Here is a 24,810-nt window from a genome sequence, read left to right on the forward strand (position 1 = left end):
AACTTCATTAAATGCCAAAGGGTTAAATGATGAAATCGATTCATTGATTCCTTATGATGGTCCCATTTCATGCAGGCTAAAAAGCCCGTCCCATAAAATGAGGGTTTGCATAAATTGTAACAGTTTGTAAGGGATGCCGCAACAATATGTGCTATCACAAGAGATGTCTGTTACGTGAAGCCCTTACTCTATGAGACGCGGGAAGGCTCAAAAAAGTTGCGTGGAGCATTTACCCAGTCATAACCAATGGAAGTATATTCATTTCATAAATGAAACTCTACATCTAAGTGGGTGCCAAATATTCATCTCTCATTGTCCGAAAACAACAAAGACTCCGCCCTAGAACTATCGCTGAATCGTGGCTAACCGAACGTTAATCCTCTTATATAGGAAGTCCTTAAGACGTTGTACCTGAAGCTGTTAAAGAAACGGCCCCGAAGTCCCCTAAGAGCCACCTCATTGAAAAAATGATTGCACTATTCAGCACACTCCGATGGGCTTACCATCATATGCCAGCGTCTTTACGATGCCTATCGCATCGAAAACGTATATATCCAAATAAAGAGCCCCACCCGCTTACACGGATGAAGGCTCATCTTACATTTCAATTTCATTTCAACGTTTAAAATTTAAAATTCGATCAGGTCCAACTGCCTCTACATTCCGTTTGGAATGCCGTTTAAAAACTTAGTCCCGCTCGATCAATCCGTACTTGCCGTCATCACGCTTGTAAACGACATTTACTTCTTGTGTGTCAATGTTGGAAAATACGAAGAAATTATGGCCTACCATGTTCATCTGCAGGATCGCTTCTTCCACGTCCATCGGCTTCATGGTAAAACGTTTCGTACGGACAACTTCGTAATTGTCCTCGTCATACTCGACTTGCTCTGCATCCATCTGACTGGTTGCCGCTGCTCCGTTCGCCGCAATAAGCGTCTTCAGTCCGCCCTCTTGCTTGATCTTACGGTTCAGCTTGGTTTTGTGCTTGCGAATCTGACGTTCCAACTTGTCCACAACAGCGTCAATGGAAGCGTACATATCGTCGCTTCGGTCTTCCGCACGCAGTACCACGCCTGTGAGCGGAATGGTCACTTCCACTGTGTGCAATCCTCGAATGACATTCAGTGTGACATATCCTTCGGAGGTGGGGGGTGCATCAAAATACTTATCTAGCCTGCTGAGTTTCTTGTCAACATAGTCTTTCAAAGCATCGGTCACTTCAATTTGTTGACCTCGGATAGTGAATTGCATTGGGCACTCCTCCTTTGCACCTTCATTATAGCATTTTGTTAAGGCTATGTAAAAAGTCAGAATTGTGAATTTTAGCACAATATTTTAAAGGGGTCGGCGCACAGAAAAAAGACTCCGGACGAACCGGAGTCTTGGGCTAGCGAATCTCGAACTGTTAATCATCTATACCGTTTATGTAGGTCGGCTGTGCCGGGATGATTATAATTTGATTACGTTAGCTGCTTGCGGGCCACGAGCGCCTTCAACGATCTCGAATTCTACGGATTGTCCTTCTTCCAGAGTCTTGAAGCCCTCGGATTGGATCGCGGAGAAATGCACGAATACGTCGCCGCCGTCCTCAGTCTCGATGAAGCCATAACCTTTCTCTGCGTTGAACCATTTCACTTTACCTTGCATGCACTAACATTCCCTTCATTGTCAAATAAAGTGTGACACTAATTGTCCACATTTCCGACTATAGCACCCGACTTATCCAGTGTCAATTACCAAGGAAAAGGTTTTCTTTTGCAAAAAAACCGAAAAAATGTCGACTTGGCTTCAGGCCTGAGCTGGCGGGCAAAAATAGTTTGCGGACAAAATAGATTTAGGGTTATTTACCCGGTAAAAAATATAATGAACCAAGTTCTTCAGAAAAATACCTGTCCAAATTATACAAAAACGTAGTGAAAGGATCCTCATTAAGCTAAATTAAAGTTATGTCAAAAAATGCTCTTGGCAGCGCCTACGGCACCTCCAAGAGCATAAATACTATAGATACATTCCGTCTTAATGGGCACCCGGATCATAGGGTGGGGTTTCCGGTACAATTGTCCCCGTATCATAAGAATTCACTTCAAACGTAATAATCTTATCATAGAATACATAATCCTTACGATTTACAAACGGCCCTTTATTATTATTGTATTTATTGATACCATACATAGCTGTTCCAACGCCGTTGGCACGTTCTTCATACCAGTTAATGAAGGCATTCACCTCCGTCATGGATAAGTCGTACTCTCTATCGATGCCATTTAAAAGGATAAGACGAAGCAAGGCCCGCTCTCCTTCTTGACCATCACCAGGACCGGGAGGATTTACTGCCTTCGGTGTAGCGGAAGCTTCATTTGAATCGCCACTTTCACCTGCTGCAGTAACCGCGGTAACAATATAATAATATGTAGTGCCATTCATAACATTGCTATCTGTGTAACTGTAAGTATTGCCTGTTACGGTTCCAATTACAGCATACGGTCCGCCAGATACCGTGGCTCGCTTTACATTAAAGCTTGTGGCGGCATTGTTAGAACTGCTGCTCCAATGTAAAACAACGTTTTTATTACCGGCAGTAGCAACTAAATTAAATGGTGCCTCTGGAGGCAATTCCCCGCCTTTCCCAAACACATTCCATTCGTAAACTCTTGAATTGGCTCCCGTGTATTTTAAAACAACTGTCGATACATCTGGTACGGGGGCTGGTAGCGTCTCTACAGCATCATTGGTAGATAGTTCGTATCTTTGCAGCAGGTTATTGTTTACATCATAAAATTCAACCGCTACTGGATTAGTATACTTTGCAACGACGCCAGAAACCTCAACCGGGGAAGGGAAAGTATACCACACAAATTCCCCATTGCTCATGACCTTAGTAGTAGATATATTGTTGTCCGTCAGTTCTCGTGCAATTCCTGTCGGACTGGATATCGATTTGCCTACTTGCAAAGTAACCCAATCAAGCAAACCTCCCGTGTACTTCGTTGCTTCAATTTTGATACTCTTCTCAGGTGAGTTGCTGCTTTCCCCTGCCTGATTCACCGCAGAAACTACATAATAATATGTCGTTCCATTGGTTACGGTGTTATCAGAAAAAGAGGTTCCTTTAACATTCGCAATCACTGCATAAGGACCACCTGGAGAAGTAGCACGCTTAACATTGTACGACTCTGCTCCATTTGCCGTCCATTCCAGTTTAGCTACCTGATCACCGCCTTGAATCCAGGTAATCGCTGTTGGCAACGGAGCCGTTAATGGAGCCGCAAACACATTCCATTCGTAAACTCTCGAATTAGCTCCCGTATATTTCAGCGCAACTGTCGATACACCTTGTACCGGAGCCGGAAGCGTCTGAACTCCATCATTGCTTAATAGTTCATATCTTTGCAGTAAGTTATTATTTACATCATAAAACTCAACCGCTACTGGATTAGTATATTTGGCAATGACCGCAGAAATCTCAACTGGGGCAGGGAAAGTATGCCACACAAATTCCCCATTGCTTATGACCTTTGTAGTAGATATATTGTTATCCGTCAGTTCTCGTGTATTTCCTGTCGGATTGGATATCGATTTGCCTACTTGCAAAGTAACCCAATCAAGCAAACCTCCCGTGTACTTCGTTGCTTCAATTTTGATACTCTTCTCAGGCGAGTTGCTGCTTTCTCCCGCCTGATTAACAGCGGAAACTACATAATAATATGTCGTTCCATTTGTTACGGTGTTATCGGAATATGAGGTTCCTTTAACATTCGCAATCGTGGCATAAGGTCCACCTGGAGAAGTAGCACGTTTAACATTGTACGATTCTGCTCCATTTGCCGTCCATTCCAGTTTCGCTACTTGATCACCGCCTTGAATCCAGGTAATCGCTGTTGGCAACGGAGCCGTTAATGGAGCCGCAAACACATTCCATTCGTAAACTCTCGAATTAGCTCCCGTATATTTCAACGCAACTGATGAAACATTTTGTACCGGGGCCGGAAGCGTTTGAACTCCATCACTGCTTAATATTTCATATCTTTGTAGTAAGTTATTATTTACATCATAAAACTCAACAGCTACTGGGCTACTATATCTTGCAATGACCGCGGAAATCTCCACAGGAGAAGTAAAAGTGTACCAAGCAAGACTTCCGTTAGCCAGAACTACTGAGGTCGATGGATCATCGTCTGTCAACTGTGTAGCTATAGAGGATGATTGTCCTACGGAAGATCCAATTTGTACCGTCTCTCCATCCAGTAGCCCACCAGTATACTGAGTTGCTGCTTCGACTACTGCGGGATTGATAAATGCTAAACTTAAAAACAGAGATAGAATAAGGAATAAATTGCTAGTTTTCTTCAATTTTTATCCTCCTATAGTATTATATTGGTTCTTTTATACTATTAATCTAGCACTTTAATCCATTTTTGTCTATGTATATATTCCTAGTTTCGAGGATTATTTTATTATGACTTCTATCTTTTATTGCTAAAGGACTTGATTGAAATTCCAGAAGTGTACAAGATTAAAATCAATACTTAAGTTTCGACAAAAAAGACCCCCGGAGATCCGGAGTCTTCGACACAAGTTTTTGAATTGTTTAAACATCCATTCAGTTTTTATGCTGGTCGGCTATTTATAATTTGTCTATTGCGAATCACGAGTGCCTTCAACAAATCTCGAATTCTAGGGATTGTACTTTTTTCAGAGTTTTTGAAGCCTATTAGATCGAAGAAATGTTCGAATCCTCCTCGGTCTCAACTAAGACATAACCTTCTCTGCGTAAAAAAGTGTTATATTATATCCCTCATCCCGACCCACTCCCAAAAAAGATTTTCTTGCAAAACACCTGAAAATTGTCGTCTTTGCTTCTTTTACGAACGCAAATATTAAATGAGGCAGTGACTATTTTAGACTTCTTTTGTATTCTTTAGCAGGATTACCGAATACAATCCTTTCGGCATCAATATCATTAAGAACATTAGAACCCATCCCTACAAAAGCATAATCTTCTATTCGAACACGTTCCCTTACTGTCGAATTCAGCCCTATAAATACACCATTAGCCACATTAATAAATGATCCTAAGCATGTAGATGCAGCAATAAAGTTGTTACTTTCTAAATTAGTATCGTGTTCCACTACAACATTCGAATTGATAATATTAAAATCTCCTAATGTTACATTGGCTTGTACAGAACTATGTGATAACACCACATTTCCAAAGCCCATCTTGCAGCTTTTAGAAATATAAGAGTTAGGATGTATAAAATTACAAAACTTCTCACGAGGAATATCATAACTCTTCAGCAATTGAACTCTCTCTCTCATTTTATCAGGATTATATAGAGCGTATAGAAATCCAATATCTGAATAATGGCTATACATAGCATTTAAATCTCTTGTTTTACACAATATAGGATGGCCATTAATATTTTCACCAAAGGCAGGATCATCAAACGCATAACCCAAAAATTCTGCTTTTGCTCCGTAGGACCGATGAGCATCTACAATTTGTTCCGCAATATTAACCGCGGTGCCTTTTCCTCCAATAACTATTATTTTCATGAGTTCCTCTCCCATTAAATAACTACTTGAATAATTCATACTTAAGCAGCAATTCACTTATTTCGCTTTTTGAATTAAACATTAGAACATCTATAATTGAAAGATTAGATACAAACTCATCATTGTTAAATTGTGGATATCTGATGCCGTTAGTTTTAAGGAAGCTAAGTTGGATACCATTTATATCAAACTGATTTTTCGAATATAAATTAGTTCCACCAATTGGATTTATATAATGGTCTCCCTTTAGTAAACTAACTATATCAATAATGGCATCTTCTCCTTTAAGACTAGGATCTCTATTGATTTCAGACGAGAGTAGCAAAGGAGTCTTAATATCAAGATGCTTACATATTTTAGAAATATGATTGGAAATAAATTCAGAAATATTTTGAGTATTGAACTGAAATATATCAGTAATCAAATTCATTGTATCTTTAAAATAAGGCGCTTTTGAATAAAAATACTCTAAACTTTTCAATAATTTCTTACTTTCATTATCAAACTCCTCCGAGAACTTTCTTTCATTAATATTTAAGGTTGAAGAATCTTTTTTTAAGCTCATTGTAAAGAGGAATGGTTGATCCTTATTTAGTAATCTATTCCGGTTGATCCATCCTCTATTTATATATTGAACATCATCATATATGACAAACAAATCTGAACAATTAATTAGTTGAAAATAACCGATATATGGAAATAAATATGGTTGCATTATCCCTACCTTCATTTCACCAACGCCTCTTTCACTGTTTGAATAATTCTTCGCTGGTCATTAATATCAAGGGAATCGTACAATGGAAGACAAAGTATCCTGCTTGAAACTGAATTAGAGACAGGCATGAATCTCGACTCTACATAATCCAACCTATCTAAGGAAGGGTGAAAATATCTTCTTGGAATAATACCCTTAAGGGATAGTTGCTCTCTGACAAGCAACAGTGATTGTTCGTCTTCTAATATAATAGGAAAGTAACTAAAGTTATTTGAGCAATTAAGGTTTTGTTTTTGTAGCTTCACCAGTGGATCAAATTGAAAAGCAGCCTCATATGCCCTGAACAATTTCTCGCGTTTCTCATTAATTTTTTCTATATCATCTAATACGCAAAGCCCCATAGCCGCTTGAAACTCATTCATTTTTGCATTTATGCCAAGATAGCGCACTCTGTCTGGGCCATCTATTCCAAAGTCAATCATTTTTCGAGCCTTCACATATAAATCCCTATCCTTAATAATTAAAGCCCCACCTTCAATAGTATGAAATAACTTAGTAGCATGAAAGCTTAGTATAGAGATGTCTCCAAAGTTTAGGATGCTTTGATTTTTATACCTAACTCCAAAAGCATGAGCAGCGTCATATACCACTTTTAAGTTGTATTCTTTAGCAATTGCCTCGACTTCATTTATGTCGCAACCATTTCCAAAAACATGCACGGGAACTATCGCTGTTGTTGAATCAGTTATATTTCTTTCAATTTCATCAGGGTTAATATTCAAAGTTTCTTCATCTATATCAGTAAATACTGGTTTTAAATCTTCCCACACTAAACTACTTGTAGTAGCGACAAAAGAAAAAGGAGTTGTAATAACTTCTCCTTGTAATCCCAATAATTTATAAGCAACGGATAAAGCTAAGGTGCCGTTAGAGACAAGCAGAATGTTCTCTACTCCTAAATATGAGGCTAATCGCCTCTCTAATTCTAATAGTAATTCGCCGTTATTGGTTAATCTCTCCGAACGGAAGATTTGAGAAACATAGTGATTAAACTTTTCCTCATCAGGCAGATAAGGTTTTGTAACAAATATCATCGAGTTTTTCCTTCTTTACTTAGTAGGATTAGACCATTGCAGGTTAGAGACAATAGAATCAAACGCAAAGTTATATTGGTCCGCTATAGCTAGTAACAATTCCAGTGCATATTTCCTGTTACTTGGCCAAATGTACGTTAGCCTCCAACGTATATAATTAAATATTCTAATTTGCAACCAAAGCTCTAAATCTTCTACATTCATTCCTTTTGCCAATGCAAATGTATATAGTCTTTCAAATTCCTCAACGGTAGAAAAATCTCGATCACTTGGCATATTATTTGATAAATTCTCGCCATGTACTCTGTAAACTCCGACATGGTTTTCGATAAATGCTACATCACCAAGTAACATCAATTTTAAATATAGAAAAGTATCCTGACTGTACACTTCTTCTAAAAGACACCCCATACGAATTGCATCATCCTTACGAAACATCGATGTGAGTGTGCTCGGAATTGGTGGATATTTTACTTTTTGATAATTCAAAAAGTAATCGAGACCATCAACCCTGCTTTCTATATTTAAATTGGTTCCGTTAAAACCTTGTGGGGACTGCGTATTCATAATTTTTACATTAGCAAACACGAGTGAGATATCTTGATTAGATTCTAATATTGCTACTGCTTTACTAATATAGTCTGTTTGTGTTAAATAATCATCGTGATTAATAAATAATACATATTTTGCTTGAGCGTATTTGTATAATAATTGCTGAGAATTTATGCTCGAACCAAGGTTCACCTTGTTTTGAACGTAACGCACTCTTGAATCGTCTTTATATTCACTCATCACTTCAAAGGTGCCATCTGTGGAGCAATCATCTGCAATGATGATTTCTAAATTAGAAAAATCCTGCGCCAATACACTATCTATCGCTTCTTTCAAATATTCCTTCATGTTATACGTTGGAATTAGAACGCTAACAATTGGGGTAGTCTTGTTATCTAAACATTCCTTCTCTTCTAACGGGATTTCTTTACCCTTACTCGATAGTTTAACAATTACATCGTTAATTTGTACTATTAGCTCCTCAGAAGCATTTTTTTTTGCATTCTGATAACAATGTAAAGCTCCAACTAAGTCTCCCTTAATTTCATGAAAATATCCGAAGTTAAACCAAAGGTCTGGGTTATCTTTATCTAAAGTAAGTCCCATTCGTAATGCTTGCTCAGCACGATTCATATTACCTTCCATAATTGCAACTACTGATTCAACCGAATAGATTTCAATATTTCTAGGATCTAATCTCCTATATTCTCTAATAAGATGATTTGCATCATCAAAGCGACCATCTTCTAAGAGGTTCTCAATATCATTTTTAAATTGATTGTAATAATCACTAATTACATTTACCATGTATAATGATGTCCCTTCCATTTAATACTTTAATTTGAATGTAATATAGATGCATTATTTATACTTTCATATCCTTTACAAGCACAGACACATGTGCCAGTGAATAGTAATTATTCAACTTAAGCTCTTCAAGAACAGATTTGATGTAACGATTATTATGTTCCATAACCTTTGCGTAAGATTGAACAACTCGAATAACTAGTTCATCATCTAATGATTTGTGTTTACCTGATACTCCTACTAAATGAATCTTCAATAAAGCGTACAACGTCGCAATAATAACGAATTCATCAAATAAAGAGCTATTCCTACCATCACTGCTTGGAAACAACAAATTATATACCAAATTCACTACATAGTTTTCCAAAATATATTCCTTAGTTTGCATATAAGGAAAATAATAATCATTGAAGTTAGTTTTATAACATTCTTTAAACGAATCGAAATTTGAATTTTCATCCACTTGATTAAAACCCTCGATCATTTCTTTCATTGTTATTAAATACCTGTCGCTTTCTATCCCTAATTTTGTTCTGTATTTGATAAGCTCAAAAAGAACTTGTAGTTGAACATCTAAGTTAGTATTTAAGTTACAGATAGAAGCTAGAAAATTGGAATCCTTTAGGTTCGCTTGATATAATTCTATTATCTGCGGTATTTTACTCTCATTCGCATTATTTATTTCTGTTTGCAGAGCATTAATAAACATGCCCAACACCAACATGCGGTCCCCTAAGCTTATTTGGCGTGATTGCAAGATCTCGATTGCAAGCATACGAACTGGCCAGAAATAACTTTTTATTCCGTTAGATGATTCCGAATCTTGGTATCTATATAGTGGCCACACTGGATTTATCTCAAAATCAAGTGACTCAAATTCAATTCCATTAGGTTGTAATAATGCAAGTCTGGCGACCTCGGGACACGAAACTCTAGCTGAAAGTTCTAAATTATCATCAACCTTATTAAGATTCCTTGGGTAACTTTGGCAAGTTACAGACAACGCTTCTTCTCCAAGCTCTTTTTGGATCTGACACCATTTATCCTCTGTTAACATGGAACAACAGCCATTACTGCCCATAATAAATCGTGCATACAGTTCGTCACTTTTTATATCACTTGTCTTTATTCGTTTAACATTATCTTTTAACTTTGTACGTAACTCATTATCATTTAATTTTTGATATTTTTTATATGTTTTTTTATCGATAGTAACAGTCCACCCTGAACAACAAGTATCCGCACATTCCCCCCTATACATTTAAAATCCTTCATATACTTAGGAATTAATGTTCCCTGAAGCATGTTTAATCTCCCCTTTTCTCCAAATACGTTAATACTATTATTCATTAGTTATCAGTTGCAATCTATCCATCGCTGGTTTATAGTTTTCCAAGCTGCTTTCTTGATAAGCAGCAATAGCCCCTTTTTTATCTCCAGTTAATTCTTTGAAAATCCCTAGATTATAGAATGCCTTATAAGATCCAACCCCAGAAACTGTCTCGTATTTTCTTGAATCCGGTTCACCTAGAGCAATACACGCTTCAAAAATTCCAGGTATTAAATCAATATGATTAACTGACTTCATTTTTGTTAAGGTACATCCATACAAAAAATATAGATCCGTGTAATCAGGGTATCTATCTATCGCTGAATAAAGCAACGCAAGTAATGTCTCGAATTTGGAATTTTCTAGTAATGTCCATCCATACGTTTGGATGATGGTACTATGAAAAATTTCATTACCATTAGCAGACCTATACGCTTTATTCAAGTAATGTTCTGCTTTGTCATGTTCACCATTAACTGAATATGTCCTACCTATTTGAAAGTTCAAGTAAGAATCTTCTGGTTTATCTCGTAGTTCAGAAAATAACAATTCTAAATTCCTTTGGATCTTATTATTTCGAGCAACTCTTTCTTTAGAGTAACCATCATGCATAACTTTCAATTCAGTATCGAAATATGATAGTGATCTATTTTTAGAGTGTATTTGTTCGTGTACAGCACCTTCAAAAAAAATGTCGGTACTGTTACTGAACAATCTGGCTGCCGATGATCTTGTTGTTTCATTATCCTCCGTTTGATTAATTATGCTTAATCTTCCAATCATACTATTATTCTCTACTATAAAATTATAGCTTCGTTGCAATAATTCTTGTTGATCAGCCACAAGTATTTCATCTGCATCTATCATTAATATAACTGGTTTGCTGGCAATCCTTATGAGTTCGTTACGAACCATAGAAAAGCTATTATTCCAGGAAGTTTGTTCTACAATAACCTTTTTGCATTTGGCAATCTCTACTGTTTTATCAGTAGAGCCGGTATCTAGAACAATTACTTCTTCTACGTAAGGACTGATCGAATCAATACATTGGGCAATAACGTTTTCTTCATTTTTTGTCATAATACAAGCGGATATTGGCTGCTTCATTAAGTGAATCTCCTATGGATAAATAATAAAAACAGGTGCCTAAATGGCTTAGACACCTGTTTGGGAGCCTTATTGATACGTAAACCCTTGTGTTATTATTATAAATTGACCATCAGGATTAATGACTTTAACATCTACCGGGCCTGTCTTGGAACTAATAGGTAATCTAAACCTTAATTGCTTACTACTTAAAAAAGAAGTCAGTACTGGAGTTGAATTGTCCACTGACACTTTAGCACCTTCAACAAAGTTATCTCCGTTAACATACACAAACATATTACTGTCTTTTAATCCAGTATTTGGAGTGATAGAAGTCACTATAGGCGCTGGCTTCATTGGTTTGGGTTCAAATGTTATTCCTTCAGCAAGAGTTATAGATTGGCCATCAGGATTAACCAATCTAACCGATACAGTTTCAGGGTTAGACCAAATCGGCACTCTAAAACGTATCTGCTTATCACTTAAATAACTTACTGTAACTTCTTTATCTGCAATAAATGCTTTTACACCGTATTGCAAATTATTACCATCAAGTAAAACTAATTCTGCTGAGTCCAACACCATATGATTCGGTGTTAATTTCGTGATTACTGGCGGAGGAGGAAGAATAAATTCCAAGCTACTTGTAGTAAGCTGCCCATCCGGATTTGTCACTGATACTTCAATGGTTTCTGCTTTTGGCCATGATGGTACACGAACGCGAAGTTGTTTATCAGATAAGAACGATGCCGAGATGGTCTGATTACCAAATTTGACGACTGATTGAGCATTGAAATTCTCACCATTTATATAAACAAATTCTCCTCCAGTAAGAACGGCCTTATTTGGACTAAGCTCTGTGATTTGAGGTGCTGGCCCAAGTGCTGGAGGAGTAAAAGTAAACGTAGACTCACCCTCCAATCCATCTGGATTAATGACTTTAAGAACAACCGCTTCTGGTGCCGTCCATAAAGGAGCCCTCACCCTTAATTGACTATTGCTTAGAAATGAAACTGTTACCTCAGTACCACCAAAATACACCTTTGCCCCTTGTTTAAAATGATTACCATTAATGAAGACAAAGTACCCACCTGTCATCTCACCAGAGTCAGGAGACAACGACAAAATTGCAGGGGCTGGATCTGGAGCTGGGTTTGTAAAGTGAAGGGATTGATTTAATACATGACTCTGGCCATCGGGATTCATTACTTTAACATCAACAGTCTCCTCTTGGCTCCATGTTGGTGCTCTAAAGCGAAGCTGCTGAGGACTGAGAAAAGATACAGACGAAAGTTTGAAATCATTCAGCCATACACTTGCACCATTCTGGAAGTTTTCACCTTCGATAAATATAAACTCGTCACTCGTTCTCACCATTTCATTTGGTGTTATTTTTAGAATTTTAGGTTCTGGTAGTGGCGGTGGAGCGAGATATTCATAAGCATCACTTAATATGACTTCTCGTTGGTAATTATCAACGATTTTTAAATCTACTTTACCAGCTTCTAATGCCTTAGGAGCCCTAATAGAAAGCTGTTCATTCGATATAAATGAATGGATAATTTTGGTATTATCAATGTATACTGATAAAGTATTACTAAATTCTTTACCGTTTATATAAATCATATTTCCACCTTCAAGCGGACCGCTCGTTGGCGATATAGAACTCACTTCGAATACTGGTGGTAGCTTATAAGTATAGGCCTGCTCCAACTTTGACAACTTACCATCAGGATTTTTAACAGTTATATCAACAGTTTCTTCAGTCGTCCATTGTGGTGATCTAACCCTCAAATGATTTTTATCTAGGTAGCTTGGCGAAATTTCTTTATCCTTAAACAGTACCTTTGACTCGGGCAGAAAATTCTGGCCTTCTATTACAATAAGATCTCCGCCAGTTACCAATCCTTCATTTGGACTGATCTTCTCAATTATTGGTGCCGGATATTCATAGTTAAATCCTTTTTCTAATGTTGCAATTTGTCCATCAGGATTCATAACAACAACATTGACTGCCTCCGCTCTACTCCAAACTGGTGTTGAAACTTTCAACTCCGTTGAGGAGACATATTCAGCTTGTAATGTATATGAATTGAATTTAACTACTGCACCATCTCTAAAATGATCACCTGTTATCAAAACACTGTCGCCACCAGTAATTAATCCAGATGAAGGGGTTATATCATGAATGACTGGACCTTCCAAATATTCATAAGCATTTGGCATCACTGTCTCAGTTCCATCAGGATTAACTACTTGGACATCAACTTTTCCAGGCTCTGATGAACTAGGTGCGATAATTGAAATAAGCGTAGAGGTGGTACTTTTTACAACTGCTTCGTTTTCTCCAAGCTTGACCTTCGCACCTTGCATGAAATATTTACCTGATATTTTTATTTCATTGCCACCACCGATAGGGCCTATTTTAGGATTAAGGTCAGTAATTTCAGGAATAGCAAAGTATCTATATGTAGTAGTTGCAAACTGTCCATCTTTATTTGTAACTTTTACATCAGTTATACCTTGCACCCCTGGTGGTGTTGTAATAATAATTTGGGTTGAATCTATAAACTGAACCGAAGTAGCATCTTTCGTTCCGAAAGTGACCTTAGGATTATCAAGGAAGTTTTCTCCATTTATAGCTACTGTTTCTCCCCCATTAATTAATCCATTATCCTCTACGATTGAGCTGATTATAGGAGCAGGATACGACACTTTTATCACAGGGTGGCTCACATTAAAATGATGTGGTGCTCCTGTATAATCTTTATAAGTAACGTTAATTTCTTCTGCACCAACAGATATCGAGCCGGTTGCTGCTCCTGATTTATGGCGAATTTTATAGTGTAAAGATAATTTCTCTTCCTTAAGCTCATTAAACTTCCATTCAAGTTTATTCCCAATTACTGTTGGCTGTGGAATATTGTCCTGATAAGAATTTGGTACTATCTCAAATTCTGGGCTCACAGTGTCAGTGATAATAACATCATAAGCACTAGCCACGCCAATTTCATCAACTATAGCTTGATAGATTTCAGCCAATCCCACAGACCCTAAGACAAAATGATGGTGATGAGCAGTCGTAGCCATTTCCTTCATTAACTGGTTTGGAGCGCTAGTCGCGGGATTTTCATTAGCTTTTAAAAGAGCAATTGTATAAAAAACTACTGATTCACCTTTAGCGGAATTGGCTTGTTCCAGTGCTTTAAGACGTGCATTTTCTACTGGAGCGGGTTCAGTAGCTTCGCCATCCGTAAGCAATAATATAACAGGCTGAGCTTCACTTCTATGATTCCTCAATAGCTCACGAGACTTTTCAATTGCGCTTTGAGTATTTGTTCCCCCACTGGCCTGAATACCATTTATATAGTTTTTCAACTCGTCTGGATTATTTGAAAGTTCTTTGTATTTCACATTACTCGAGAAATCAACAACACCAACACGATGCTTGGTGAAATCCACTAGATCAATAAAGCCTTTAGCGGCAGCTTTAGCGTTAGCCATCTTATCCTCACCATTGTTGTTACTCGGTAGCATACTTCCCGATCTATCAATAATTAAGATAATATCATTAGGCTTTACGAAATTCACATCTCCAGATCCTGATACATTCAATTCAACATCTGCTTCTTCACCAATTAAGATCTCGGATGGTGACACCCTTTTTTCTACGCTTACAGCTTCAGTATTAGCTGCTGCAGCATTGGGTTGAAGGGGAAGCTGACTTATAATGATAAAACAGGCTAATATAGAAATTAATACTTTTAATATAGCCTTATGCATTAACTTAACCTCCTAATTACTTTTTGTAATCCAAGAAAAAAGCATCTACACCATCATAGCTAGATACTTTTCCGTATTGATTCGAAACATGCTTTTTTTTATTAAAATTAAGAAATTGTTCCCCTAAGTTCGATTTCTCTAATAGAATCATACTTATGATTTGTTCATGCAACAGTGTTAACTCATGTAACTTCCATTTTTCTTCTTCTGCTATACCCAGTTTTAAGTGGTCATATAGTTGATCAATATCTTCAGCTCTAGCCTCATAACTTTCAAAAGTGCGCTCATTCAATATTTCTTTATACATCACTAAAAGACGGCTTATAGTTGGTGAAGTTCCCGGAATATCAAACATTATTGCTACCTCTATCTGATTTAAGAAGCATCAAGGCTTCTTTCCAGGTTTCCAATAACCCTTTAGCAAAGTCCAAAGTTCCATCAAGTTGACTAACATCTTTATTAATGATGAATTGAGCAATCTGATTGTTATAGAATAAATACAACTGCTTGAGATTTTGAGAAATATCATATTGTAAATCCAGTGTAATGATCAGTTCATTAAAAATATCTCTGACTTTATATAAGACCTCATTCATCAATTGGTATTCGCCTTGGGAGTATAACTGTCTTGCTTTTAGTAATGACTTCACTATTTCCTGATACAGAAGTAAAGTCAATTCTCCCGGGCTTGCTGTCTCCACTTGAACTTTTAGATATTGAAGGTGTTGAGCATTTTGCATGTTAATCTCTCCATAAGTCATTCTATTAGTGAACTTAAAAAATTCGGGATATTATCAACCCAATTGGGAAGCCAACCATGATCCTTGACTGTTCAGCTTCTGTAGAGCCTTCTCCATGGCTGTGAATTTCTTGTAATATCTTGTTTCAATGTCTTCTAGTTTCCTCTGCCATTCTGATTCTCTAGTTCCCAACTCCTTCAATTGCTTGCCTAGAACACTGTCATCTAGTGCTTCAACGGAACCCGAACCAATTTTCTTTGTGAATTTTGCAAGTTGAGTGTTTACTGCTTCATATACTCGTTCAGCAAACCCGAGTTCTTGTCTCCTCTTATTCGCATTTTCCGGCGTGTCAGTACCTGTATCAGAAGGTGTCGTAAATAACTGTACTACTTCGTCAAATCGGTTATTTAGTGCATCAGATAACTTGTTTTCATCAAGTTCCAACTTCCCATTCTCTCGATAATCTGACTTAACAGTGATACCGATTTGAGAAAGAAGTTTCAACTGATTGGGGTCTGATGTAGCTAAAGGTAAATTCAAGGCTGATCTTAGAGACGAGAGGGTGTCTGTGAGCAAACTATCTCTGTATAATGTTCCTTCTCTAGCTTTTTTTCCCACAACTCAATCTCTTTATCAGTCATGCTGCTTTTCTCTTCTGTAGTGAGTGGTTGATATGACCGGTTTTTTTTGGTACTAGATGCACTAGAGAATAAATCAACAATTTCGTTATACTTCTCAACAAAATTCTTGACTTTATCTGTAACTGCACTTCGATCGGCGACAGCGTTTATAGTTACATCACCTGTCCCTCGAAGATTAACCTGAACACCATTAATAGTTATATTATTTGAGCTGGATTTAATTATTTCACTTCCATTTACAGTAAATTCAGCATCTTCCCCTGTAACGGACAACTTGGCAGGGTCTAAATTAAAAACATCAGCTAAAGCATTAGTAGTTCCTGTCGAAGTAATATTAATCTTAGAGGAACCACCTGAAGTAGTTGAGCTTAGATACAACACACCAGTAGTTTGGTCTAGACTCGCTTTAACTCCTGTGAGTTTTGAAGAATTATTAATATCCTTTACTATCGATTCCATTGTAGAGACACCAGGAGTAATCTTAATATTTGTTGAACCAGAAGCACCTGTTATAGTGACAGAACCATCTGCATTTACTGGTTCTGTAGGTGATCCAGTGACTCCTCTTCCAACAATAGACGCAGATGTAGCCAAGTTTTTGACTGAAACTTGACTAAAACTAGGGTTAGAACCTCCTGATATTACCTCCAAGATATTGGTATTAGAAGATGATGCTTTGACACTCTCAAAGTTTGATTCCAGCCTTAAATCGCTAACTGCTTTCCTAAGATTAAGTAATGCAGTGTTCATTGATCGATAATCTTCACGTTGCCACACTGTAAATTGTTTCTGCTTTAAAATATTATCTAATGGCAAACGCTCAGCTCTCATTAAATCTTTAATTAAACTATCCGTATCTAAGGCACCGCTGAATCCTGTCAACCTAATAGGCCCGTTAATTCCAGCCATTTCACTACCCCTCCCTACATTTTCTCATCCAAAAACACTCCTACTTGTACGCACATGTTATACATGATATCAAGCATCTTCTCTTTTGGTATTTCCCTTATCACTTCTTCTGTCTCATCAGCTACAACAAGTACCATGATAGTCTTTGTTTTCTCATGTAACTTCACTTGAATATGGGTACCAGACTCGACAAGTTTCTTATTTATCTTATCAGTCAATTCATTTACGGTATGGTCACCTTTATTTTTGTTAGTTTCTGTCTCTTTTCTAAAAGACGTATTGGAGGAGAGATTTTCTTTCAGCCCTGATATAAGATTCGTAGGCGAAGTGCTTTGATCAACCCTCACTTATTTACCTCCTAGCACTAAAAGAAATGTTATAAAAAAAGGCCGGCCGGTTCCCCGGCCGGCCTATGTCCAAAATTAACGCAGTAATTGCAATACGCCCTGTGGTTGTTGATTTGCCTGTGCCAACATCGCAGTAGCTGCTTGTTGGAGAATGTTGTTTTTAGTAAACTCACTCATTTCCTTAGCCATATCTACGTCACGAATACGGGACTCAGCAGCTTGAAGGTTTTCTGAAGTGGTTCCCAAGTTATTTATTGTGTGCTCAAGACGATTTTGAACAGCACCAAGATCGGAGCGAGCGCCAGATACTGTATTGATAGCATCCTGAACAGCTTTCAAGTTGTCTGAAGCATTCGCATGAGTTTGACCATCAACTGTGATATCTTTCAAGGATGCTCCGTCAACCAAGAGTGTAGCAGCCTTCATGTTTTGCAAAGTAAGGTCAATGGTTTCGCCTTTATTAGCACCAACTTGGAATTTAACCGTTGCTGTAGAACCATCAAGAAGCTTTTTAGTGTTAAATTGCGTCTGGTTAGCAATTGCATCAATCTGAGCACTTAATTGATCAACTTCAGCTTTAATTTTAGCTGTATCCGTTGTAGTCAACACTTCGTTAGCTGCTTGTGTAAACAGTTCACCCATACGCTGCAGCATGGAATGAGTTTCGTTCAGTGCACCCTCAGCCGTTTGGATCAGGGAGATACCGTCCAAAGCATTCTTCGAAGCTTGCTCCAAACCACGGATTTGGTTACGCATTTTCTCGGAGATTGCAAGACCAGCAGCATCGTCAGCTGCACGGTTGATGCGGTAGCCGGAAGACAGCTTTTCAAGGGATTTACCTTGTTGAGTGTTGTTGAAAGACAATTGACGCTGTGTGTTGTAAGAACTGATATTGTGGTTAATACGCATGATAAAATTCCTCCTTGGAATGTGTTGGTGATTAGCATCCTTGCTTCACCCTATTGTGATCGGGACATGGCGTTCGGCCGTTACTGCCATGCCTTTCGACCCATATTATATTTATCGGAAACTTCACTCTATTGTTTATAGCAGAATATCAATTTCTAAATAAAAATTTATTTCTTCTCTTTTGGAATGACACCCTGCAATATATTTTGTATATCATCATTGAATTCAACTGCATTTTGATTCTGCTGCTTGATAGCTTCATAAATTTCTTCACGATATATAGTTACATTCCCAGGAGCTTCAATACCAATTCTGACCTGATCACCATTTACCTCAATAACAGAAAGAACAATGTTATCATTAATCATAATTTTCTGTCCCTTATTTCTTGACAGAATCAGCATTAATTTCAGCCCCCTTCTTCTCTCTTAACAAAGGCTGCTGTGTCGTATACCCCCCATGATCTAAGACAATCTGTGCAGCGCTATTGTTGGACTTATTGATGACAACAGGCGCCTTTAAATTGCAGGATATGTCATCTGCAGACCGGACCGTAACGATAACCATGATCGATATATCAGATTCATTAGTAATGGCTAATGCCTCAAGCCAATGCGGTTCCAAATGAAATTCATATTGAGGAAAAAAAACAAAGGGGTCAGTAACAATAAAACTCAGATCTTCATTTTCCGCAGACTGCAAGAACTCAAAGGGACTCGCCTTCTCCTCTGATTGAAGCAAAATATATTTCTGAAAATCTCCGAAACCCAATATCGGACTCTCAAATACGATCATTTGGTTGCTATCTATCTCTATTTTGCCGAATCTTTTTGTATTTACAATCATAGGTTACTCCTCCTTCGTTAAAAACAATAGCTATAATGAAACAAGTTTCATTATAGCTATTGTATATCTACAACTAGACAACTGCATCAAGCTGTTTACCTGTTGCCGACATAAATATAAAATTTTGATTGATTAAATATGGGTTAACCTTGCCGGGATAATAATCAACTACTGGTTTATGGATCTCGGGATTAAAGCTAACTCCACCTGGAATATAGTTAGTTTTCACCTGACCAGGAATATAAGTAATGTCTACATTATCATATCCAGGATCACCGGTTAGCTCGACCCTTGGACGTTCCTTGAACACGTTATTCCTCGCAATTTCTGCAAATACATTGCCACCTTCATGAGTTGCCATCATTTGATCACCATTCCGGGCTATATCCGCAATATTTTGCATTGAAATCTGTAATGAAGATTGTGCTATTCTATCGGTAGCTTCTTCAAAGCGAGCCTTCCCTAGAGCCGACCACGCCTTGCGTGAATCAATCTCCAATGTTCCCTTAGCTTGCTCCACCTCTAGTATGGCATTCTTCTGGGTCATATTTATGGATGATCTAGGCTGCTCTATACTCTGTTGGCCCTTCGTTGATTGAAGGCCAATCTGTGAATATCCTTGCTGAATTTGTATTCGGGGGATATTCATGCTGCATACCCTCCTTTATCTTAGGAAATCCAACAGACTCGGACGAATAATTCTAGCCATAGTATCTAAAGAAGCCTGATAAACACTCTCGGAAGTCTTGAGATCTATAATAACTTTTGAGATATCTGCGTCTTCCACTTTTGATTGTAAATCCATGTAGTTTAAATTAAGATCTCCAAGCCTGCTAAGCGTAAACTCCAGACGGTTTTGTTTACCGCCCATCTCCGCTTGGGCAGTAATTGTCGTCTCGAGATTCTTCTGCAGTGAAGGTATGGCACTTTGAATACCTGCTGTATCATCAGCAAGCAGTGCCTTCTTAAGATTATCTACCACAGCAAATATGCCCGAAGTGTCTCCATATGCTCCAAACACTTGCTCTCCTAAAGTGTTCACAGACACTGTGATTCCAGCACCTACTTGATACCTTACTTCGCCATCATCCAAAGCATATGAGGTTTGGGTTGGATCCTCAGGGAATGGCTTTTCATCGGTTCTCTCACCATTAAAAATATACTTCCCTTTGAATTGCGAATTGCCGAGAGAAACCAACTGCTGGAATAACTGATCCACCTCAGCGGCAATATTTTCCCTAGCATCCTTTGGTACCGTATCCGTTCCGCCCTGCACCGCCAGCTCCGAAAGCTTTTGGATAATCTGTGTAACTTCGGTCATGACCGTATCCCCATACTTTAGCCACGCATCCGCATCATCCGCATTTTGCTCAAACTGCGTTGTAGCAGTGATTTGACCACGGTATTGGAGAGCACTGGCTACACCCACCGGATCGTCGGAAGGACGATTAATCCGGCGCTGGGTCATCATTTGCTCCTGATATTTATCCAGTCTGCGATAGTTGCCTTGTAAGCCGCTCATCATGGAGCTAGTCATCATGGATTGGGTTATGCGCATGATTTATTCCTCCTATCTGCCGACGACGCCGGTGCCGTTGATTAATTTATCCAACATTTCGTCAATCGTAGTGACAACACGTGATGAGGCGCTGTAAGCATGCTGGAAGCGGATCAGATCCGACATCTCTTCATCAAGGGATACACTGCTAATCGATAGACGGAGTGTATCTGCATGCTCCACCAACAACGTGCCGTTCTCCACCATCTTATTGGCATTGCTGCTGTCCGTACCCAATTTGGAGATAACTGACTGCAGATACCCTTCAAAATTCGTGATGTCCGTTACTGAACCATTGTTGTTATTCGGATTAAAATTAAACGTACGTTCTGACAATTGCGCAATCAGAAGCGCCATGCCACCATTACCTTTCAAAACGACCTCGGAGGTCGTACCATTCGGATCCGTCTTCATTTCGGTCCGCAGGGAAGCGCCAATGTTCTTCAGATCAGCTTGGATCGTCTGGCTTAATCTCATATTTCCAGCGGTAATTGGCCCGCCGTTAGCAGATACAAAGAAGTCGCCACCGGTTGTGGCCGGCTCATTAAGGGTATAACCCAACTTATGTAATCCGTTGAGGCCATCAACCGTATGCTTCGCATCCTGAGCAAGCTTGCGAGGATTATTTGCATCCATAACAGCATTCGGAATGTTCACGCCTGGCGGAAGAATCGTTCCAGCCGGCAGGGTCACTTCTACTTTGCCTGTAGCCAGTGTGTTGGCCATAATGTTCAGCTGGGTGATATATCCTTGAACATGCACATCACGGGAGGTCACATAACCAGCGATCTCCCCGCCGGTCAATGTCCCGGCAATCGCGTTCGTAATCGGTGTGGACGTCATATCGTCAACCACGACCTGGTTGCCAAACGTCACTTGATAAACGTCACCTGTCTCCGTTACATTCACATTCCCGAGTAATGATAACTGATCAACGAGCAAATCCCGCTTATCCCGCAGATCGTTTGCGTTATCGCCAAGACCCTCGATCCGCTTAATACTCTGCGTCAATTCCGCCACTTGCTCAATATAGTTGTTAGCTTCCGCTACCTTGGTGTCGATGCGGGAAGTCAAGTTATTACTGAGGGTATCCAATTGGGAGTAAATATGGTTAAACGTCTCCGTCAATGCGATCGCTTTCTGCTGGACCGCCATACGGGCGGATAAGTCGGTGTCGCTTGGATTCTTACTGAGCGTCTGCCATGCCGTCCAGAACTCAGCAATGCTTGCACTCAAGCTGCTGTCCGAAGGCTCGTTAAAAATCCCCTCAATATTCGAAAGCGTCTCTTGCTGAACGCTCCATGTCGACAAATTCGTGTTCTGATTTCGGTATTCGATATCCAATAGAAAGTCACGTACCCGCTGAATGCTCTCCGCTTCTACGCCCATTCCAAGTTGACCAGCGGCTTGGGATCGCTGCATTCCTGGAAATGCAATCGGATTCGATGCAACCAGGCGGGTAGTCTGACGAGAGTAACCTGGCGTATTGGCGTTCGTAACGTTATGACCAGCTGTGTTAATTGCAGCTTGCTGGGCAATCAAGCCCCTCTTTCCGATTTCGAGCAAATGAAATGTGGATCTCATCTACATTTTCCTTTCTGCTTATGCCCTGGTATCAAACATGCTTCGGCCCTTGCCGGCAGGATTCTGATGCTTCGGATGCTGATAGAGCAAATCATCCTCCGGACGACTAACTAACAAATTCAAACTGTAATCAATGAACGCTAGGGATTGCTCAATGAGCTCTCGGTTAATCTCATTCAGCTCTTTGAGTTCCATGAGCCTGTCCATTAATTGCTGCTGCACATCTTGCAGCTCAGTTTTTTCCTCCGGGTTAAATACAAGACGAGTCATCTCAGTAACCGTCAGCTGAAGCTGGGAGCGGATGCCCTTCTCACGCAAAAAATCATCTGCGGCACCTTGACGCAGCGCTTCCGTTTCCGCCACCTGCTTCAGCAGGCGGTTCTCCTTGGTCATGACCGCTGTAAGACGTTCCACATCATTATCCAGAATGGCTTGCCTTTTATCTTTCCCTGCCTCTATGAGCTGCTGATGCAGCTCATCCTGACGCTTCATATAATCGATTATGGACCTAGCACTCACTTGGACTCACCTGATTTATTGTAGGATTGAAAATACGGGAGCAATTTGTCTGCCAAACGATCAACTGGCACTTCATATGTGCCGTTGGTTACAGCTTCCTTCAAACGCTGAATTTTCTCCGCGCGTTCCGGATCCTGTACTTTACTCTGTGCACTCAGTTCCATCGCCTCCGGGGAGATTGATACTTCATCCTTGCGGCGTTTATTCTTATCGATATGCTGCATCTCCCGAGATTCAATATTCCGTTGATACGAATTGATGCCGTTCACACGTCCCGATTCGTTAATCTTCACGCCCTATTCACCTCACTTAAAATAAAAGACCGATAAGCTTTACTAAGTTTATCGGCCGGATATGAAACATTGTTAATAGTTCAAAAGTTAGTATTTGCGCAGTTTATCGACTGCACTGTAAGTCTCTCTGTCTTTGCGGGACCCAGGCTGATTTTCCTGGTCGCCAGCAGCCGCCTGTCTTAGCTCCCTCGTTAATCGCGTCCGGCAGGACTCGCACATATTGCTCTCGCGAATCAACGTTCCGCATACTTCGCAAGGATACGCCAGGTTCGGCGCGTTCGCAATCGAGATCCGGCCTTCCTTGATAAACTTCGTAATCTGCCGCACGGATACTTCCGTAGCCTCAGATACCTCATGGATGGTTGCGCCTTTTTGCTCACGCAGGAAGGTTGCGCATTTCTCGTATTCCTTCTCAATCACTTTCATGCATTCAGGACACAATTCCCGAATATTCACCGTATATAACTTGCCGCACCGAGGGCAATTCCCCAGATTCATGCTCAACAACCTCCATGCCACATAGAACCTTTGATACCCCTAGATTACATTATCTTAGGCCATACGTCTATCATTCGGTAACAGAATCCACACATTTTTCCTATTTTAATCATTTACGAACGAGCCCAGGTTAAACTATAGATCTCGACGGGCATTTCCATAAGGGATTCGCATCTCCGCAAAACCTGCGCACAAGCATTAATCGTACTTCCCGTTGTATAGATATCATCAATCAAAAGAATACGAAATGGTCCTTTGAACAGAGATGCTCCCACTTCAGAACGAGTATGCTCTGCGGCCTGATTTCTTATGGACAAAAGCATATCGGGTCCATCCTGCAGTGCACCGAAAACACCCTCCATATCCTTCAACCGATCCATCCGGTTTTTGAAGCTCTGTTTGTCCGTGTGACGTCTACGTTCCAACATCCGTACATAAGGCACCTTAATTCTAAGCGCAAGCCCCTGTGCGAGTACCTCCGCTTGATTGAAGCCCCTCTCCTGAAGCCTTTCCCCACTGACCGGAACCGAAGTGACGGCATGTACACTCCATGGTATGTTCCTAGAATCCCGTAATCCCTTATTTCCCAAATGGATGTTTGCTTCCCGATGGAGCATTGCGTATGCCCGTTGCATCATCTCTGTCAAAAGAGGAGCATAACGTTCATTCCCCCTATATTTGTACTGCGCCAACCACTCTCTCATCTGCGTATCGTAGGTTACCGCACTTCGGTTCAAAACAAAGCTTCGATCGTTCATTCCTAAACGAGTACAGTCGGGACAGCCGATTCCTCTCCCGCAACGCCAACATTTAGGTTTCATAATCCAGGGGATTTTCCGATAACAGGCACGGCATATGCCCGGAAGTTCCCGAGTGAAGGAACCTGTTTTTCCACAAGCGAGACAGGTTTCGTCAATCGGTTTGAGCAAACGATGCATATGCCCGATTAGATGGCTAAAGACGTTTGAAATCAATTATGCTCCTTCCTTTCTAAGAGAGCTAGAATAAAGAATGATAGACATCACTCAACGGGTAAAAAG

25 protein-coding genes are annotated in these 24,810 nt (G+C 39.6%); all 25 read right to left on the reverse strand.

Annotation, left to right across the window (positions count from 1 at the left end; all coding sequences use genetic code 11):
* Nucleotides 1–687: 687 nt before the first annotated feature.
* The 25 genes from hpf to BJP58_RS17355 all read right to left on the reverse strand — a co-directional run bounded on the left by hpf (nt 688) and on the right by BJP58_RS17355 (nt 24,528).
* Entirely contained in the window at nt 688–1,254 is a 567-nt protein-coding gene (gene hpf / locus BJP58_RS17240; protein WP_113059715.1) for a ribosome hibernation-promoting factor, HPF/YfiA family, read from the reverse strand.
* Nucleotides 1,255–1,452: 198 nt separating this feature from the next.
* On the reverse strand, nt 1,453–1,650 hold the full coding sequence (locus tag BJP58_RS17245) for a cold shock domain-containing protein (RefSeq protein ID WP_009594275.1): 198 nt from the start codon (nt 1,648–1,650) through the stop codon (nt 1,453–1,455).
* Between the two features lie 369 nt (nt 1,651–2,019).
* Nucleotides 2,020–4,353 carry a fibronectin type III domain-containing protein gene (locus BJP58_RS17250; RefSeq protein ID WP_194539905.1) on the reverse strand — a complete coding sequence of 778 codons (2,334 nt, stop codon included), beginning with the start codon at nt 4,351–4,353 and terminating at the stop codon, nt 2,020–2,022.
* A gap of 543 nt (nt 4,354–4,896) precedes the next feature.
* Complete coding sequence (locus BJP58_RS17255; RefSeq protein ID WP_194539906.1) at nt 4,897–5,559, reverse strand: LbetaH domain-containing protein; 663 nt, start codon at nt 5,557–5,559, stop codon at nt 4,897–4,899.
* A gap of 22 nt (nt 5,560–5,581) precedes the next feature.
* Nucleotides 5,582–6,289, reverse strand: a complete 708-nt coding sequence (locus BJP58_RS17260) for a WbqC family protein (protein WP_194539907.1) — start codon at nt 6,287–6,289, stop codon at nt 5,582–5,584.
* Complete coding sequence (locus tag BJP58_RS17265) at nt 6,286–7,368, reverse strand: DegT/DnrJ/EryC1/StrS family aminotransferase (RefSeq protein ID WP_194539908.1); 1,083 nt, start codon at nt 7,366–7,368, stop codon at nt 6,286–6,288. Before BJP58_RS17265 ends, BJP58_RS17260 begins: the two co-directional genes overlap by 4 nt.
* A 15-nt stretch (nt 7,369–7,383) precedes the next feature.
* Nucleotides 7,384–8,727, reverse strand: coding sequence for a glycosyltransferase (locus BJP58_RS17270; RefSeq protein ID WP_194539909.1), 1,344 nt, complete (start codon nt 8,725–8,727; stop codon nt 7,384–7,386).
* Between the two features lie 58 nt (nt 8,728–8,785).
* Complete coding sequence (gene fliB, locus BJP58_RS17275) at nt 8,786–9,988, reverse strand: flagellin lysine-N-methylase (RefSeq protein WP_194539910.1); 1,203 nt, start codon at nt 9,986–9,988, stop codon at nt 8,786–8,788.
* 81 nt (nt 9,989–10,069) lie between these two features.
* Nucleotides 10,070–11,164, reverse strand: a complete 1,095-nt coding sequence (locus tag BJP58_RS17280; protein WP_194539911.1) for a glycosyltransferase — start codon at nt 11,162–11,164, stop codon at nt 10,070–10,072.
* Nucleotides 11,165–11,233: 69 nt separating this feature from the next.
* Entirely contained in the window at nt 11,234–14,926 is a 3,693-nt protein-coding gene (locus BJP58_RS17285; protein ID WP_194539912.1) for an IPT/TIG domain-containing protein, read from the reverse strand.
* A 16-nt stretch (nt 14,927–14,942) separates the two neighbouring features.
* The gene (locus BJP58_RS17290) at nt 14,943–15,281 is read right to left on the reverse strand and encodes a hypothetical protein (RefSeq protein WP_194539913.1); all 339 of its coding nucleotides are present in this window, start codon (nt 15,279–15,281) and stop codon (nt 14,943–14,945) included.
* Nucleotides 15,274–15,666 carry a flagellar export chaperone FliS gene (fliS, locus tag BJP58_RS17295; protein WP_194539914.1) on the reverse strand — a complete coding sequence of 131 codons (393 nt, stop codon included), beginning with the start codon at nt 15,664–15,666 and terminating at the stop codon, nt 15,274–15,276. Before fliS ends, BJP58_RS17290 begins: the two co-directional genes overlap by 8 nt.
* A 54-nt stretch (nt 15,667–15,720) precedes the next feature.
* Nucleotides 15,721–16,284 carry a flagellar filament capping protein FliD gene (gene fliD / locus BJP58_RS33930; protein WP_267907791.1) on the reverse strand — a complete coding sequence of 188 codons (564 nt, stop codon included), beginning with the start codon at nt 16,282–16,284 and terminating at the stop codon, nt 15,721–15,723.
* Nucleotides 16,215–17,216 carry a flagellar filament capping protein FliD gene (fliD, locus tag BJP58_RS33935; RefSeq protein ID WP_267907794.1) on the reverse strand — a complete coding sequence of 334 codons (1,002 nt, stop codon included), beginning with the start codon at nt 17,214–17,216 and terminating at the stop codon, nt 16,215–16,217. The genes fliD (BJP58_RS33930) and fliD (BJP58_RS33935) overlap by 70 nt, the downstream gene beginning before the upstream one ends.
* A 14-nt stretch (nt 17,217–17,230) precedes the next feature.
* A complete protein-coding gene (locus BJP58_RS17305) occupies nt 17,231–17,563 on the reverse strand; it encodes a flagellar protein FlaG (protein WP_194539915.1) in 333 nt (110 codons plus the stop codon).
* A gap of 75 nt (nt 17,564–17,638) precedes the next feature.
* Nucleotides 17,639–18,472, reverse strand: coding sequence for a flagellin N-terminal helical domain-containing protein (locus BJP58_RS17310; protein WP_194539916.1), 834 nt, complete (start codon nt 18,470–18,472; stop codon nt 17,639–17,641).
* Between the two features lie 167 nt (nt 18,473–18,639).
* Nucleotides 18,640–18,876, reverse strand: a complete 237-nt coding sequence (gene csrA / locus BJP58_RS17315) for a carbon storage regulator CsrA (RefSeq protein WP_194539917.1) — start codon at nt 18,874–18,876, stop codon at nt 18,640–18,642.
* On the reverse strand, nt 18,854–19,318 hold the full coding sequence (gene fliW / locus BJP58_RS17320; RefSeq protein ID WP_194539918.1) for a flagellar assembly protein FliW: 465 nt from the start codon (nt 19,316–19,318) through the stop codon (nt 18,854–18,856). Before fliW ends, csrA begins: the two co-directional genes overlap by 23 nt.
* Nucleotides 19,319–19,391: 73 nt before the next feature.
* The gene (locus BJP58_RS17325; RefSeq protein WP_194539919.1) at nt 19,392–19,967 is read right to left on the reverse strand and encodes a DUF6470 family protein; all 576 of its coding nucleotides are present in this window, start codon (nt 19,965–19,967) and stop codon (nt 19,392–19,394) included.
* Nucleotides 19,968–19,982: 15 nt separating this feature from the next.
* Nucleotides 19,983–20,876, reverse strand: coding sequence for a flagellar hook-associated protein FlgL (gene flgL / locus BJP58_RS17330; protein WP_194539920.1), 894 nt, complete (start codon nt 20,874–20,876; stop codon nt 19,983–19,985).
* Nucleotides 20,877–20,888: 12 nt separating this feature from the next.
* Nucleotides 20,889–22,460, reverse strand: a complete 1,572-nt coding sequence (flgK, locus tag BJP58_RS17335) for a flagellar hook-associated protein FlgK (protein ID WP_194539921.1) — start codon at nt 22,458–22,460, stop codon at nt 20,889–20,891.
* 18 nt (nt 22,461–22,478) lie between these two features.
* Complete coding sequence (locus BJP58_RS17340) at nt 22,479–22,979, reverse strand: flagellar protein FlgN (RefSeq protein WP_194539922.1); 501 nt, start codon at nt 22,977–22,979, stop codon at nt 22,479–22,481.
* Nucleotides 22,976–23,272: a flagellar biosynthesis anti-sigma factor FlgM gene (gene flgM, locus BJP58_RS17345; protein WP_194539923.1), complete on the reverse strand. Its 297-nt coding sequence runs from the start codon at nt 23,270–23,272 to the stop codon at nt 22,976–22,978. The genes BJP58_RS17340 and flgM overlap by 4 nt, the downstream gene beginning before the upstream one ends.
* A gap of 87 nt (nt 23,273–23,359) precedes the next feature.
* Nucleotides 23,360–23,770 carry a TIGR03826 family flagellar region protein gene (locus BJP58_RS17350; RefSeq protein ID WP_194539924.1) on the reverse strand — a complete coding sequence of 137 codons (411 nt, stop codon included), beginning with the start codon at nt 23,768–23,770 and terminating at the stop codon, nt 23,360–23,362.
* Nucleotides 23,771–23,883: 113 nt separating this feature from the next.
* Nucleotides 23,884–24,528, reverse strand: a complete 645-nt coding sequence (locus tag BJP58_RS17355; RefSeq protein ID WP_233354678.1) for a ComF family protein — start codon at nt 24,526–24,528, stop codon at nt 23,884–23,886.
* Nucleotides 24,529–24,810: the final 282 nt, after the last annotated feature.

The organism is Paenibacillus sp. JZ16 (assembly GCF_015326965.1).
Lineage (GTDB): Bacteria > Bacillota > Bacilli > Paenibacillales > Paenibacillaceae > Paenibacillus_AQ.

Bases quoted from the DNA above. Each gene is read 5' to 3' on its own strand.
- hpf (WP_113059715.1), bottom strand. From the start codon at position 1,254: ATGCAATTCACTATCCGAGGTCAACAAATTGAAGTGACCGATGCTTTG.
- BJP58_RS17245 (WP_009594275.1), bottom strand. From the start codon at position 1,650: ATGCAAGGTAAAGTGAAATGGTTCAACGCAGAGAAAGGTTATGGCTTC.
- BJP58_RS17255 (WP_194539906.1), bottom strand. From the start codon at position 5,559: ATGAAAATAATAGTTATTGGAGGAAAAGGCACCGCGGTTAATATTGCG.
- BJP58_RS17260 (WP_194539907.1), bottom strand. From the start codon at position 6,289: ATGAAGGTAGGGATAATGCAACCATATTTATTTCCATATATCGGTTAT.
- BJP58_RS17265 (WP_194539908.1), bottom strand. From the start codon at position 7,368: ATGATATTTGTTACAAAACCTTATCTGCCTGATGAGGAAAAGTTTAAT.
- BJP58_RS17270 (WP_194539909.1), bottom strand. From the start codon at position 8,727: ATGGTAAATGTAATTAGTGATTATTACAATCAATTTAAAAATGATATT.
- fliB (WP_194539910.1), bottom strand. From the start codon at position 9,988: ATGTATAGGGGGGAATGTGCGGATACTTGTTGTTCAGGGTGGACTGTT.
- BJP58_RS17280 (WP_194539911.1), bottom strand. From the start codon at position 11,164: ATGAAGCAGCCAATATCCGCTTGTATTATGACAAAAAATGAAGAAAAC.
- BJP58_RS17285 (WP_194539912.1), bottom strand. From the start codon at position 14,926: ATGCATAAGGCTATATTAAAAGTATTAATTTCTATATTAGCCTGTTTT.
- BJP58_RS17290 (WP_194539913.1), bottom strand. From the start codon at position 15,281: ATGTTTGATATTCCGGGAACTTCACCAACTATAAGCCGTCTTTTAGTG.
- fliS (WP_194539914.1), bottom strand. From the start codon at position 15,666: ATGCAAAATGCTCAACACCTTCAATATCTAAAAGTTCAAGTGGAGACA.
- fliD (WP_267907794.1), bottom strand. From the start codon at position 17,216: ATGGCTGGAATTAACGGGCCTATTAGGTTGACAGGATTCAGCGGTGCC.
- BJP58_RS17310 (WP_194539916.1), bottom strand. From the start codon at position 18,472: ATGCGTATTAACCACAATATCAGTTCTTACAACACACAGCGTCAATTG.
- csrA (WP_194539917.1), bottom strand. From the start codon at position 18,876: ATGCTGATTCTGTCAAGAAATAAGGGACAGAAAATTATGATTAATGAT.
- fliW (WP_194539918.1), bottom strand. From the start codon at position 19,318: ATGATTGTAAATACAAAAAGATTCGGCAAAATAGAGATAGATAGCAAC.
- BJP58_RS17325 (WP_194539919.1), bottom strand. From the start codon at position 19,967: ATGAATATCCCCCGAATACAAATTCAGCAAGGATATTCACAGATTGGC.
- flgL (WP_194539920.1), bottom strand. From the start codon at position 20,876: ATGCGCATAACCCAATCCATGATGACTAGCTCCATGATGAGCGGCTTA.
- flgK (WP_194539921.1), bottom strand. From the start codon at position 22,460: ATGAGATCCACATTTCATTTGCTCGAAATCGGAAAGAGGGGCTTGATT.
- BJP58_RS17350 (WP_194539924.1), bottom strand. From the start codon at position 23,770: ATGAATCTGGGGAATTGCCCTCGGTGCGGCAAGTTATATACGGTGAAT.
- BJP58_RS17355 (WP_233354678.1), bottom strand. From the start codon at position 24,528: ATGAACGATCGAAGCTTTGTTTTGAACCGAAGTGCGGTAACCTACGAT.